Consider the following 14837-nt stretch of genomic DNA (forward strand, 5'->3'; position numbering starts at 1 on the left):
ATCTTTTGAAAGTAGTTTTTTGAGCGTCAATATCTTAATGCCAGAAAACACCAAGTTCATCGGATTAACGAACTGGATTACCGTTGTGACCGATTTCCTGTTCTGGAAGTCACTGTTTAACGTGGTGTTTAACCAAGTCATCTTTGTCTCATTGAGTTTTGTGATTGGTCTGGGGCTCGCTCTGCTGCTCAATGAAATCAAATTTCTATCGAGCTTATTCAGAACCATCATGTTTATTCCGGTTGTGACGTCCATTACCGTTGCAATGATCATCTTCGACTTTGTTTCTGGGCCATCAGGGCCGATCCAAAACACCATGGTGAGCAGTAGTTTGCTGTCTGAGCCCGTGTTCTGGAAGTTTGAAGAGTGGTTACCAATGCCAATCATCGCTGTATTTAGCGCATGGAAGTGGTTTGGTGTTCAAATGATCATCTTCCTCGGTGGTATTGCGAGTATCGACAAGTCTTTGTTTGAAGCGGCAGATATTGATGGTGCGTCGTGGTGGCGAAAAACTAAGAAAATCACGCTACCGATGATCATGCCACAAATCATTTTTGTTATGACCATGAACATTATCAACGGTTTACAGATGTTTATAGAAGTGTTCATGAACTTTGATTTGAATGGCGGGCCGTATCAATCGGCACTGACTCCGGTTCTATACCTTTACCAAACTGGCTTCGAGCAAATGAAGATGGGTGAAGCCTCAACCATTGGCCTGATGCTCGCTTGCGTTATTTACCTGCTGACCATGATGCAGTTAAAGATCACCAGTAAGGAAGATTAATCATGAACGCTGATAGAAAAAGAAACTTACTTATTTATGGCACACTTTTCGTTGCCGCTATTATCGTGTTGTATCCGTTCTTTTACATGGTGATCAACTCTTTTAAAACTGGGCCAGAAATCATGCACAGCCCAAATAGCTTGCCGAAAGAGTGGTCTTTCGCTGGTTACATCAAGGTGTTTGATTCGGTCAACTTAGGAAGAGTGTTCTTCAATACGATTTTTATCTCGGTAACGGTGACTTTCTTAAACACGCTGTTTTCTTCCATGGTGGCCTATTCGATTGTGAAGACAAACCTACCGGGGCGCGAGTTCTGGCTTAAGGTAATTCTGGGCTCGATGATGATTCCAGCGATTTTGTTCACCATTCCAACCTACATGATGATGTACGAGTGGAACTGGATTAATACGTATCGTGTGTTAATCATTCCGGGGGCGATCAGTGCTTACAACATCTTCCTGATGGTGCAATTTATGAAGCAGATCGATAACGCATATTTGGAAGCCGCTCGAATCGATGGTGCAAGCGAACTTCGTATCTTCTTCAAGATCATTCTTCCTATGATGCGACCAGCGCTCGCGACCGTCGGTATATTAACTTTCATGGGCGCTTGGAACGATTTCATGGGGCCACTGCTGTACGTTCGAGATGATTCGTTAATGACGCTCCAATTAGCACTGTACAACTTCAAAACAGAAGTTCCGGGAACCAACCTAGAGCAACTGTGGGCCATGACGACCATGATTGCGGTGCCTGTTGTCATTGTCTTCTTCTGTCTTCAGAAGAACTTTATTAAGGCATTTACTGGGGTAGGAGTGAAGTAATGAAAGTGTCTACAAGAATGAAATTCCTTGCACTCGTGTCTGTCATCCTCATCGCTTACGGTTCTGCGTGGATGAAGGCGTATTCTCTCTCAGAGAAGTACTTCGCTTATGCAGAGGAACAGTATTCGAAAGGAAATTTGATCACCGCTTTAAAAGGGATGAACAAGTTAGAGTTGAGAATTGAAGACGAATACTTTGGCGGCTACCAACAGGTACTTGATACTTGGCGCAGCTCGACTTTGGGTCCAAGACCCGATGCTTATTATCAATCTTTGGAAAAGCCCAAGCAGATCATTGAGCAATTAAACAAGCAACAACTGATGGAATTCATCGAGATATACGTTCAGCTCGATTCACGTTATGTACCTACCGCGGCGGATCAGTTGAGGTTCTTGGCGAAGCAATCTGGTGATATTGCCTTGTACGAAGAGATGACGGAGTTTCTGAGCGAAGCTTTCCCACGTTACAAACAAAGAGAGATATAGGTAGTAGCGGATGACATTATACAAAGACACCTCAGCAACATGTGAAGACAGAGCGCAAGACTTGTTGTCACACATGACACTAGAGGAAAAGATCGGCCAACTCTGCCAGTCTCCAATGCTTGAGTATGAACAAAACAAATCGGACTACCTTAACAAGGTGGCAAAAGGCGCTTATGGTTCGCGTATTCTTGCCGATACCGCATGGGCCGGCAATGCGCCGGGTGAATCGGTCGATCCGCATCAGCTCAATGAAATCCAAAAAGTCGCCGTTGAAGAGAGCCGTCTCGGTATTCCTATTATCTTTGCCCGCGATGTGATCTACGGGCAAAAGACGGTGTTACCAATACCGCTTGCTCAGTCGTGTTCGTGGAACCCCAATTTAGTTGAAGAGGCCTATGGATGTATTGCCGCGGAAGCCGCCTCTTTAGGCATCAATTGGACGTTTGCTCCGATGCTGGATATTGTCCGTGACCCTCGTTGGGGCAGGGTCATTGAAAGCTCTGGTGAAGACCCGTACTTAACCAGTCAGTTTGCTCGAGCGGTGATTAATGGTTTTCAAGGTGATGACCCTGCTCACCCTGACAAGCTTGTAGCGTGTGCGAAGCATTTTGTCGGCTATGGTGCATCAGAAGGTGGGCGAGACTACGATACGACTGAGTTAAGCCTAAATACATTACACAACGTTCATCTACCTCCATTTTCTGCGGCTGTGAAAGCAGGTGTAGCAACCGTGATGTCAGGGTTTAATGACCTTGGTGGTACTCCGGTGACCGGCTCTCAACCATTGATCAGAAACTGGCTTAAAGAAGAGCAGCGTTTTGATGGCATGGTGGTGAGCGATTGGGGTTCGATTTCTGACTTAGCCTACTTCCGTGTGGCAAAAGACCCGAGCGATGCAGCATTACAAGCTTTGGGAGCCGGTGTAGACATGGCAATGACGAATGAAGCGTATGAAGACACGCTTGAAGAAGTCATCCAACGTCAGCCAGAGGCTGCTGAGTGGATCGATGAAGCGGTGTATCGAGTCTTACTGACTAAGTTTCGAGCCGGGCTATTTGAACAGCCTTATGTTGATCCGGAAAAACATACAACGGTGCTTGGGAAACAAAGCCACAAACAGAAAGCGGAGCAACTTGCCGAAGAGAGCATGGTGTTACTCAAAAATGAGTCCAGTTTACTGCCTCTCTCAACTCAAGGACTAAAGGTTGCGGTTATTGGTCCTCATGCACATTCGCAGCGACAGCATCTGGGTTCTTGGTGTTTGGATGGCAAAGCAAATGATGTTATTTCGATAGCAAAAGGTATTGAGTCTGCGGCACCGGAAAACGTTATTTTGACGGATTCCGATGCATTCAGTGATGATATGGTGGAGTGCGCGCATCGTGCTGATGTGGTGGTTTTGTGTGTTGGTGAGAGTCATCGTAGAACCGGTGAGGCGAGGAATGTTGCAGAGCTTGTTTTACCTCCTGGCCAAGAAGAATTGATTGAAGCGATTGGGCAAACTGGTAAGCCACTCGTTGTCGTGCAGTGTACCGGTCGACCGGTGCCATCACCGAAGACTGAGCAATATGCCAATGCACTTGTTTATGCGTGGCAGAGTGGTACTGAGGTAGGGGCTGCATTGGGTAATTTACTGTTTGGGCATCGAAACCCAAGCGGTAAGTTGACCATGACAGTGCCAAGAAGCACCGGGCAGATCCCGATGTATTATGCTCGCAAGACCATTGGTAAAATGAGAGCGTATCAAGAGTACATGCCGTACAAAAATGAAAAGGATACGCCGCTCTACCCATTTGGATTTGGATTAAGTTACTCGCAGTTTAGATACAACGATCTCACCTGCATAACACCTGAAATCAGGGAAGGGCAGGATCTGGTTGTCGATGTTGAGATTGAAAACACTTCAGCTGTCGATGGTCAGGAGATAGTCCAGTGTTACATATCGCGGAAAGTATCATCGACAACTCGACCTGAAAGAGAGCTAAAGGCATTTGTTAAATGTTCGCTTGCCGCGCACGAGAAAAAAACGCTTAGGATTACCGTCTCTGCAGATGAACTGAAGTTTTATGGTCAGCAGGGCAGTTTCATGTACGAAACGGGAGAATTAGGTGTGTATGTCGGTGGGGATAGCTTAGCGACTAGCCAAGTTACGGTTCAGCTTAAGTAATCAAGACTGCTGAGTTAGACCGTTCAGAATAACATCGTTGTTTAAATCAAAATGGCAATGCTACCAAGCTTGCCATTTTTGTATTTAATTGGTAATTATTCTTATTTCTATTCTTCTGTATTCGTATTTATTATCCATTCAATTTAAAAAACATTCTAATATTTAATTGAATTGACTCCTCTCTGACCTATTAATATTTCATTCATATAAAACGTCGAATTGAAATATAAGATTGCAATTTGTATTTTTTAATAATTGACTGTGGTCAAGATTATCACCCCTTAAATCTACAAGGATATTAATAGTGGCGGGTGGCCATGCCTTAGTTGCTCAGGGCTTGTGCTGTCTAGCTTAATTGATGGTTTTATAGAAATGCTGCTTTGATTTGCCTTGTGTATTAATTAAAGCGAAATTAGATATTTTCAATGAATGCCTATTTTGAAAATACAATCTCTATGTCTTTTATTTCTAACGAGTGTTCTTTCCTCACTTAAAGCCATTAATTAAGCGCCACTACCAAATTCAAAAACGTAATTTAGGAAAAAACCATGAGTCAAAATGGTAAGTTTAATATTACTCGGCGTGATGCTTTAAAGGGTGGTTCTGCACTTGGCGCTCTAGCGCTAGCAGGAAACGCGCTTTCTCTCCCGTTTGCAACTAAAGCGGTTGCCAAAGAAACGCCAGCGAAACCAAATGAAAAAATTGTCTGGTCGGCATGTACCGTAAACTGTGGTTCTCGTTGTCCGCTTCGTATGCACGTGGTCGACGGTGAAATCAAATGGGTAGAAACCGATAACACGGGTGATGATGTGTATAACCACAACCATCAAGTTCGTGCTTGTTTGCGTGGTCGCTCTATGCGTCGCCGTGTTTACTCGCCAGACCGTTTGAAATACCCACTTCTTCGTGTTGGTAAACGTGGTGAAGGTAAGTTTAAACGCATCACTTGGGATGAAGCCTTTGACCTCATTGGTGACAATTTAAAACGCATCATTAAAGACTACGGTAATGACGCGGTTTACCTAAACTACGGTACGGGTACCTTGGGTGGTACGGTAACTAAGAGTTGGGATCCAAGCGCGACGTTGGTTGCCCGGATGATGAACCTGTGTGGTGGCTACCTGAACCACTATGGTGACTACTCAGCAGCGAACATTGAATGTATGTCTGAGTACTTCTACGGCACTTGGGTAGACAACAACTCGATTGACGACGTACAAAACGCAGATCTTTGTCTGATGTTTGGTAACAACCCTGCAGAAACTCGTATGTCGGGCGGTGGTCAGGTTCATAACTACGTGGACGCAAAAAACATCAGCCACACACGTACGATCTGTATCGACCCTCGTTACACCGATACTGCCGCGGGTCGTGAAGACCAATGGGTACCAATCAAGCATGGTACTGACGCTGCACTGATCGCCGCTATCGCACATGTATTGATTAGCGAAGATAAAGTCGACCAAGACTTCCTTGACCGTTACTGTGTGGGTTACGAGCGCAAAACTCTGCCAGCGTCAGCGCCAGAAAACGGCAGCTACAAAGATTACATCATGGGCACAGGTCCGGATGGTATCGAGAAAACGCCAGAGTGGGCTCAGCCAATCACAGGTATTCCGGCTGATGTGATTTTGAAACTTGCGCGTGAAATCGGCGATGCAAAACGCATTTACATCACCCAAGGTTGGGGTTTACAACGCTCAGCAAATGGTGAGCAAGCGTGTAAAGCGATCATGATGCTGTCTCTGCTTCGTGGTCAGGTTGGTCTACAAGGTGGTGGTACTGGTGCTCGTGAGGGTAATCACTCATACCCATTCCAACGCTTCCCGAAAGTGCCAAACCCGATCAGCGCTTCCATCCCAATGTTCCTTTGGACAGACGCGATTTTCCGCGGCACTGAGATGACCGATCTTACTGACGGCATTAAAGGCGTTCAAAAGCTACAAAACAACATCAAGTTCATCTGGAACTACGCGGGTAACTGTCTGATTAACCAGCACTCAGACATCAACCGCACACACGACATTCTTCAAGATGAAAAAGCGTGTGAAATGATTGTGGTGATCGACAACCACATGACCTCTTCTGCGAAGTATGCCGATATCGTACTGCCAGACTGTACAACGTCAGAGCAATCGGATTTCTGTATGGATGGTGCGGCGGCATCAATGCCTTACTTCATCTTTGCAAGCCAAGCGATTAAACCTCGTTTCGAATGCAAGCCTATCTACGACATCATGTCTGGTGTGGCGAAGCGCATGGGCGTGTTTGATGAGTTTACTGAAGGTCGCACTCAAGAAGAGTGGCTACAGTGGATGTACGCTCAGACCGTTAAACAGAACAACGATCCAAACCTGCCGTCTTACGATGAGATGAGAAAGCAGGGCATCTACAAGAAGCAATTCGACCGCCCATATGTGGCGTTTGAAGACTTCCGTCGTGACCCAGAAGCGAACCCACTACCATCGCCATCGGGCAAGATTGAAATCTACTCAGAGACGTTAGCGAAGATCAACGAAGAATGGGAGTTGGATGAAGATGAGTCCATCAAGCCATTGCCTGAATACGTATCGACGTTCAACGGCTGGGATTCACCAGATCGTAAAGAGTACCCGCTTCAGTTAACGGGCTTCCACTACAAAGCTCGTGCGCACTCTACGTACGGCAACGTCGACATCCTAAAAGCAGCGGCACCACAGGAACTTTGGATTAACCCGATTGATGCAGCGTCACGCAACATTGATAACGGTGACTTGGTTAGCGTGCGCAGCAAGTTCGGTGAAATGAACGTTCGCGTAAAAGTAACCCCACGCATCATGCCGCATGTGGTTGGCTTAGGTGAGGGCGCATGGTACGCACCAAACGCAAAAGGTGTTGACCAAGCGGGTTCAATCAACGTGCTGACAACACAACGTCCAAGCCCGTTGGCAAAATCGAACCCGAGCCATACCAACCTCGTTGAAGTGACGCTAATTAAGAAAATGGGGGCTAAATAATGAGCACAGCGAAGCAGTATGGCTTTTACATTGATTCAAGCAAATGTACTGGCTGCAAAACATGTCAGCTCTCTTGTAAAGACAACAAAGATCTGGGTATCGACCGCAACTTCCGTCGTGTTTACGAATACGTAGGCGGCAACTGGACGGAAGAAAACGGCGCGTTCCGTCAAAACGTGTTCGCGTACTACCTATCGATCTCTTGTAACCATTGTACTAACCCAGCGTGTACCAAGGTTTGTCCATCTGGTGCAATGCACAAGCGTGAAGAAGACGGCTTTGTCGTTGTCGATGAAAGCGTGTGTATCGGCTGTAAATCTTGTCACATGGCATGCCCATACGGCGCACCTCAATACAGCGAAGAAAAAGGTCACATGACTAAGTGTGATGGCTGTTACGAACGTGTTGCAGAAGGTCTAATGCCAGTGTGTGTTGATAGCTGTCCATTGCGTGCGATTGAGTTTGGTCCAATTGATGAGCTACGCGCGAAATACGGTTCAAACGCGGATGTGGCACCATTGCCAGATTCTCGCATTACCAGCCCGAACCTGATCGTGAAGCTAAATCCAAATGGTCGTCCAACCAATGACCGCACTGGTTTCCTACAGAATCCAAGAGAGGTGAAATAATGTTATACGAAGCACCATTAGTTGCCTTTACGGTTCTTGCTCAAACCGCGGTTGGCGCGCACTTAACGGTTAACGCGTTCGAGAAATTCGGTAAGCCACCACGCGTGACAGAGCCTCGTATGAACGTCGCTCGTTTCGCTATCTTGGTTGTAATGGGATTGGGTTTCTTGTTCTCAACCACTCACTTAGGTAGCCCGCTTCGTGCCTTCAACGCATTAAACCGTGTTGGTAGTGCGGCGCTATCTAACGAGATCTTAACGGGTGCAAGCTTTCTGTCTCTAGCGGGTTTGTACTGGTTGCTAACGATTCTAAAAATCGGCAGCGAAGGCGTTCGCAAAATCGTGAACTGGTTGTCTATCGCGGTTGGCGTGATTTTCATGTTCGCGATGGCGAATGTTTACCAAATCGAAACGGTACCAGCATGGTACTCACCAATGACAACGGTTGCGTTTTGGTTCACGGTCGTGACTTCGGGTCTGATGTTTGGTTACACGCTTATCAACGTATTGGACGTGACGGCTGAGAAAACCAATCGTCGCCTAATGTGGGCTGGTGTGAGCTTGATTGCGCTGAACCTAGCGTTCTCAGTAATGCAGACGATTTATTTCGCAGGTATCTCAACGGCGATTCACAGTGGCTTGGATCAAATCACCATGCTATCTGGCTATGTTGCTGGTCATGTGTTGTTGCTTGTGGTTGCTGCTGCTCTTTGGGTATTCGCTGAGTTGTTTACCGCAGAAGGTCGTCAGAAGAATTTGCTGGTTATTGTGGCATTCGTTGCCTTGTTCGTCGCAGAGATTCTGGGTCGCAACGTATTCTACGGCATGCACTTTACATCTGGTTTGTACTAATAACCATCATTTGTACTGATAACAATTAGCAGAGTGGGGCGAATGTTCGTCCCACCTCTTTTCCATTTTACTTAATCGAAGAATAAAAACACCAGTCATCAAAGGTACTTCATGCAAATCTCTCAACTTGAACCACAAGATACCAGCATCGTTCTAAAGCTGTTTGGTGCACTGTTTTACTACCAGCCAAAGGATTACCCGGCGGCAAATCTCGATACGTTGCTGAGCAATACTGACACACCAATCGAAGCGCTTAATGACATGCTACGCAGCTTTCAAAACGAGAGCGAAGAGGCATTGCAAATGGAGCACGATCGCATGTTTGCCGGTATTGGTGAGATGCCAGCGCCACCTTGGGGGTCGGCTTATCTAGATAAAGAAGCGGTGTTGTTTGGTGAATCAACCATTGAATATCGTTACTTCTTGCAGCGTTGTGGTTTTGCTTTGGAATCGGACCAACGTGAGCCAGAAGACCAGATCGGCTTGATGCTGATGGTGTTAGGGATGTTGATAGAAACTGACCAACAAAAACTGGCGGCTGAAATGCTGCGCGAACACTTGATGACGTGGTTTGGTTTTTTCAACAAGCGCTTCAAAAAAGCCGTGACTCTCACGCCTTACTCAAAACTGTCGAACCTTACTGAAGAATTACTTCAATCCCTGAGTGAGCAATACCAAGTCGTTGTGCCAGCAAAGAGAGACTACTCGGATGCGCCAGTCTGAATCGGTTGATCTAAGTAAGCGACGTCTGTTTTCGTTTCGTCGCACGCCAGTGGAACAAGCTCAAGAGCCTCGTGTTAAAGCGAGACCGCCGTATGCGGTGGAAGAGTCGATGTTCACTCGGCTGTGTGATGGATGCGGTAAGTGCGCTTCGGCATGTCCAAGCCAAATCATTGAAATGGTCGATGGCGTTGCCGCGTTAGACATCAGCTACTCGGCGTGTGATTTGTGCGGCGCGTGTAAGTCGGCGTGCCCAACATTGGCGCTTTCTAACCAAACAGAGTCTACAGGCTTGATTGCAACTATCTCGAACAGCTGCGAAAACTTATACGGTTATTGCGGCAGTTGCGAGGACAGTTGCCCATACGATGCTTTGCAATGGCAAGACGACGCCAAACCTAAAATTGACGCTGCCAAATGCAAAGGTTGCGGACAATGCGCGCAAAGCTGTTACAACAGCATGATCAGCTTTGACTTAAAACGATAAAAAAGGGATTGGCGCGAACCAATCCCTTTTTGTTTGTATTCAATGCTATTCAATCTTACGCCAAGGTTGCCAATTGGCTTTGTGCGTCTGAGAGGCCTTTCGCTGCTGCGTCTTCGCCCATGTTTAGCGCTTCTGCGTAAACAAATTCCACATCTGTGATGCCAACAAAGCCCAATACTGTGCGTAGGTATGGTGTCATGCTGTCGGTTGGTGAATCTTTATGAAGACCGCCACGAGTCGTGACCACGATTGCTTTCTTACCTTCAATCAGACCTTGAACGCCATTTTCTGTGTATTTGAATGTCACGCCTGCACGAGCAATCAAATCAATCCAGTTTTTAAGCTGGGTTGGAATCGTGAAGTTGTACATTGGTGCTGCGATAACCAAAGTATCTGCTGCTTTGATTTCTTCAATCAAGGTATCAGATAGGTTAACCACCGCTTGTTGCTCTTGTGAAAGATCTTCTGTTGCACGAAGTGCTGTCGCAACGGAAAAGTCTAAAACTGGCAGTGGATTTGCAGCTAAGTCACGAACAGTTAGCTTATCTTGGTCTACATTTTTGATGAAGTCTTCAACCAGTTTGTTTGATTGAGAGTAATCGCCAAGGATGCTTGATTTAAGAGCTAGTACACGAGACATATGGATTTCCTTTAATAAGTGCTTTCGGCTATGTGATGCATTATAGGCAATGCTCAGCGACTCAAAACCTGATGGATTCGCTTAAGTTGTTCGAAAAAATTGAATGATTGCCGGATGCTGCTTTCCGTTATCTTGTTCTAGCCCTTATGTGCTACAATCCGCGCAGTTTTATGTAATGAAAAGAATAGGAAACGCTTTGACTTCGTCACAGCCCCCAAAAAAGAATCCCGCTGAAGAGCAAGCGACACCGTCAAATGGTGCGCAAAATGCCAAAGCGAAGCAGGCTAATGCATCTCAAGCACAAGCTTCTCAGAATGCTGCGCCTCAGGCTCAAGTAAATAACGCGGCGTCACTACGCAAGGCACTTAACCAGTGCATGATGCGTGACCGCTTCCGCTTGAGTAAACGAATCTCTGGTGCAAGCAAAATCAAAAAAGACGCAGCACGTAACGCTGTGTTTGATGAAATCGCATTAGACATCGCCAAATCCATGATGGTTGTGGAGCAACGTAGTAGCTACAAACCAACGATTGAATACCCTGAAATCCTGCCAGTCAGCCAAAAACGCGACGACATTGCGAAAGCGATCGAAGAAAACCAAGTGGTTATCGTTGCGGGTGAGACCGGTTCAGGTAAAACCACTCAGCTACCAAAAATCTGTGCGGAGCTTGGTCGCGGTAAATTCGGTCTGATTGGTCACACTCAACCTCGTCGTCTTGCTGCGCGTTCGGTTGCGAACCGTATTGCCGAAGAGATGGAAACCAAGCTTGGTGAGTTTGTTGGTTACAAGGTTCGATTCAACGATCAGATCTCTGAAAATACCCAAATCAAATTGATGACGGACGGTATCTTGCTGGCTGAAATTCAGCATGACCGTTTCTTGAATCAATACGACACCATCATTATCGATGAAGCGCACGAGCGCAGCCTTAACATCGATTTCATCTTGGGTTACTTGAAAGAGTTGCTACCACGTCGTCCTGATCTGAAAGTGATCATCACGTCGGCAACCATCGACCCTGAACGTTTTTCAAAGCACTTCAACAACGCACCAATCATTGAGGTGTCAGGTCGTACTTACCCAGTAGAAACGCGCTACCGCCCACTAAGTGGTGATGACGATAATGACCGTGACCAACTTGAAGGTATCTTCGAAGCGGTAGACGAACTGTGCGATGAAGGTTTAGGTGACATCCTGATCTTCATGAACGGTGAGCGTGAAATCCGTGATACCGCTGATGCACTGTCTAAACGTAATCTGAAGAGCACGGAAATTGTGCCGCTTTACGCGCGTTTGTCGGCGGGTGAACAGAACAAGATCTTCCAACCTCATACTGGTCGTCGCATTGTTCTGGCAACCAACGTAGCAGAAACCTCGTTGACGGTTCCGGGCATCAAGTACGTTATTGACCCGGGTACGGCGCGTATCAGCCGATACAGTTACCGTACTAAGGTTCAGCGTCTTCCAATTGAGCCAGTTTCTCAGGCGAGTGCGAATCAGCGTAAAGGTCGTTGTGGTCGTGTGGAAGAGGGTATCTGTATCCGTCTGTACTCAGAGGAAGATTTTGAGTCACGTCCGGAGTTTACCGATCCTGAGATCCTGCGTACCAACCTAGCGTCGGTTATCTTGCAGATGACGGCACTTGGTTTGGGCGATATTCAAGCATTCCCATTTGTAGAAGCGCCTGACAAACGTAACATCCAAGACGGTGTTCGCCTTCTAGAAGAGTTAGGTGCAATCAATTCTGATGCGAAAGAATCGAAGAAACGCCTAACCAGCATTGGTCGCCAACTTGCACGCCTTCCAATCGACCCACGTTTAGCACGTATGGTATTGGAATCACCAAAGCAAGGCGCACTGAAAGAAGTAATGATCATCGCGGCGGCATTGTCGATTCAAGACCCGCGTGAGCGTCCAAGTGACAAGCAGCAATCTTCAGATGACAAGCACAAACGCTTCTTCCATGAAGACTCAGATTTTCTGACGTTTGTGAACCTGTGGGACTACATCCAGAAGCAGCAAAAAGCGCTGACGGGTAATCAGTTCCGCAAGCAATGTAAACAAGATTACTTGAACTACTTACGCGTGCGTGAGTGGCAAGATGTGTACTTCCAAATTCATCAGTCGATGCGTGAAATGGAATTCAAACTTAACGATGAGCCTGCGTCGTACCATGGCGTTCACAGCTCAATCCTTGTTGGTTTGTTGTCGCACATCGGTATGAAAGACCAAGAGAAGAATGAATATCAAGGCGCGCGTAATGCTCGCTTCCATATTTTCCCTGCATCAGGTCTATTCAAGAAACAGCCTAAGTGGATCATGTCTGCTGAGCTGGTGGAAACCTCAAAACTTTGGGGTCGCATCATCGCTAAGATTCAACCTGAGTGGATTGAACCATTAGCGAAGCACCTGATTAAGCGCAGTTACAGCGAGCCGCATTGGTCGAAGAAACGTGCAGCAGTCATGGCACACGAGAAAGTGATGCTTTACGGCGTGCCAATTGTACCGAAGCGTTTGGTGAACTACGGCAGTATCGATCCAACTGTCAGTCGTGAGCTATTCATTCGTAGTGCGCTGGTGGAAGGTGAGTGGGAAACCAAGCACGCGTTCTTCAAGCAAAACCGTAAGCTTCTTCAAGAAGTGGAAGAACTTGAACACAAATCTCGTCGTCGTGACATCTTAGTGGATGATGATGAACTGTTCGACTTCTACGACCAACGCGTTGGCACTGAAGTAGTCTCTGGCAAACACTTCGATACGTGGTGGAAGAAAGCATCAAAAGACAACAAAGAACTGCTGAACTTTGAAAAAGAGATGCTGTTCAAGGGCGATGCAAGCCACGTTACTGATTTGGATTACCCGAACTTCTGGTACCAAAACAACCTGAAACTCAAGTTGAGCTACCAGTTTGAACCGGGCGATGATAGTGACGGCGTAACGGTGCATTTGCCGTTGCCGATCTTGAACCAAGTTGAGCCTGCGGGTTTTGACTGGCAGATCCCAGGTTTACGCCATGAGCTTGTGGTGAGTTTGATTAAATCGCTGCCGAAGACAGTGCGTAAGAACTTTGTTCCTGCACCAAACTACGCCGATGCTTTCTTAGCTCGTGCAACGCCGATGGAAGCACCACTACTGGACTCATTAGAGAAAGAGTTGCGTCGAATGACGGGTGTGGAAGTTCTGCGCGAAGATTGGAATATGGATCAAATTCCAGAGCACTTAAAGGTGACTTTCCGCGCGGTTGACCATAGAAATCGCAAGTTGAAGGAAAATAAAGACCTTCATGAATTGAAAGAGAGCTTGAAAGATAAAGTTCAAGAAACCCTTTCAAAAGTAGCGGATGACGACATTGAGCAACAAGGTCTGCACACGTGGAGCTTTGGTGAGCTGCCGAAGGTATACCAACAAAAACGTGGCGGTTACGACGTTAAAGCGTACCCAGCGATTGTTGATTCTAAAGACAGTGTTGAAATCAAACTATACGAGACCGAATACGAACAGGTCACGGCAATGCAAGCGGGTCAGCGTCGTCTGATCTTGTTGAACGTGCCGTCGCCAATTAAATACTTGCACTCTAACTTACCGAACAAGTCGAAGTTGGGTCTGTACTTTAACCCTTACGGTAAAGTGCTGGATCTGATTGATGACTGTATCGCGTGTGGTGTCGATAAGCTTATCGAAGAGCAGGGCGGTTTGGTTTGGGAGCCAGAGAAGTTTGATGCACTGAAAGAACACGTCCGTGCTGAGCTTGGTGATACCGTGGTGGACATTGCGCAGCAAGTGGAAACCATTCTGACGACCGCTTTCAACATCAATAAGAAGTTGAAAGGCAAGATCGACTTCACCATGGCGTTTGCGCTATCGGACATCAAAGCACAAGTCGAAGGGTTGATCTTCAAGGGCTTCGCGACAGAATGTGGTTGGAAACGTCTGCCAGATATTCTGCGTTACATGCGTGCCATTGAGCGTCGTATGGAGAAGCTGCCGATCGATCCAAACAAAGACCGTTTACACATGCTGAAAGTGGAATCAGTGACGAGCGACTACAAAGAGCTGCTCAACAAAATTCCGAAAGGCATGGTGATTCCAGAGAACGTGAAAGAGATTCGTTGGATGATCGAAGAGCTTCGCGTGAGCTTTTTTGCTCAACAATTGGGCACTCCGTACCCAGTTTCTGATAAACGTGTCAAAAATGCGATTGATGCTTGCTAATCGTTCAGTAAAATAGCGGCAGTTTTTTTCTTGTGGGG

The 14837-nt window shown here is 46.6% G+C and carries 11 protein-coding genes; 10 read left to right on the plus strand and 1 reads right to left on the minus strand.

The window, feature by feature from the left end; translation table 11 throughout:
• Positions 1-19 precede the first annotated feature (19 nt).
• The 9 genes from KHO06_RS08590 to KHO06_RS08630 all read left to right on the plus strand — a co-directional run bounded on the left by KHO06_RS08590 (position 20) and on the right by KHO06_RS08630 (position 9946).
• The gene (locus KHO06_RS08590) at positions 20-787 is read left to right on the plus strand and encodes a sugar ABC transporter permease (RefSeq protein WP_230624531.1); all 768 of its coding nucleotides are present in this window, start codon (positions 20-22) and stop codon (positions 785-787) included.
• 2 nt (positions 788-789) lie between these two features.
• The gene (locus tag KHO06_RS08595; protein WP_017188125.1) at positions 790-1611 is read left to right on the plus strand and encodes a carbohydrate ABC transporter permease; all 822 of its coding nucleotides are present in this window, start codon (positions 790-792) and stop codon (positions 1609-1611) included.
• Positions 1611-2096 (plus strand): hypothetical protein, encoded by a 486-nt coding sequence (locus KHO06_RS08600; RefSeq protein WP_038889423.1) that lies wholly within the window; start codon positions 1611-1613, stop codon positions 2094-2096. The genes KHO06_RS08595 and KHO06_RS08600 overlap by 1 nt, the downstream gene beginning before the upstream one ends.
• Positions 2097-2106: 10 nt before the next feature.
• Complete coding sequence (locus KHO06_RS08605; protein ID WP_212582428.1) at positions 2107-4263, plus strand: glycoside hydrolase family 3 N-terminal domain-containing protein; 2157 nt, start codon at positions 2107-2109, stop codon at positions 4261-4263.
• 548 nt (positions 4264-4811) lie between these two features.
• The gene (locus KHO06_RS08610) at positions 4812-7259 is read left to right on the plus strand and encodes a DmsA/YnfE/YnfF family dimethyl sulfoxide reductase (RefSeq protein ID WP_212582429.1); all 2448 of its coding nucleotides are present in this window, start codon (positions 4812-4814) and stop codon (positions 7257-7259) included.
• The gene (locus KHO06_RS08615) at positions 7259-7888 is read left to right on the plus strand and encodes a DMSO/selenate family reductase complex B subunit (protein WP_005433785.1); all 630 of its coding nucleotides are present in this window, start codon (positions 7259-7261) and stop codon (positions 7886-7888) included. The genes KHO06_RS08610 and KHO06_RS08615 overlap by 1 nt, the downstream gene beginning before the upstream one ends.
• The gene (locus KHO06_RS08620) at positions 7888-8739 is read left to right on the plus strand and encodes a DmsC/YnfH family molybdoenzyme membrane anchor subunit (protein ID WP_212582430.1); all 852 of its coding nucleotides are present in this window, start codon (positions 7888-7890) and stop codon (positions 8737-8739) included. Before KHO06_RS08615 ends, KHO06_RS08620 begins: the two co-directional genes overlap by 1 nt.
• 111 nt (positions 8740-8850) lie before the next feature.
• The gene (locus tag KHO06_RS08625; protein WP_025441835.1) at positions 8851-9462 is read left to right on the plus strand and encodes a molecular chaperone TorD family protein; all 612 of its coding nucleotides are present in this window, start codon (positions 8851-8853) and stop codon (positions 9460-9462) included.
• On the plus strand, positions 9449-9946 hold the full coding sequence (locus tag KHO06_RS08630; RefSeq protein ID WP_212582431.1) for a 4Fe-4S binding protein: 498 nt from the start codon (positions 9449-9451) through the stop codon (positions 9944-9946). Before KHO06_RS08625 ends, KHO06_RS08630 begins: the two co-directional genes overlap by 14 nt.
• 55 nt (positions 9947-10001) lie before the next feature.
• Here the strand turns inward: KHO06_RS08630 and KHO06_RS08635 are convergent, their stop codons facing one another.
• Complete coding sequence (locus KHO06_RS08635; RefSeq protein WP_050934620.1) at positions 10002-10586, minus strand: FMN-dependent NADH-azoreductase; 585 nt, start codon at positions 10584-10586, stop codon at positions 10002-10004.
• Positions 10587-10782: 196 nt separating this feature from the next.
• Between KHO06_RS08635 and hrpA the strand changes: the two genes are divergently transcribed.
• On the plus strand, positions 10783-14799 hold the full coding sequence (gene hrpA / locus KHO06_RS08640) for an ATP-dependent RNA helicase HrpA (protein WP_212582432.1): 4017 nt from the start codon (positions 10783-10785) through the stop codon (positions 14797-14799).
• Positions 14800-14837: the final 38 nt, after the last annotated feature.

Origin of the sequence: Vibrio sp. B1FIG11, from assembly GCF_905175335.1 — a bacterium.
In the GTDB taxonomy this organism is placed as follows: Bacteria; Pseudomonadota; Gammaproteobacteria; order Enterobacterales; family Vibrionaceae; genus Vibrio; species Vibrio campbellii.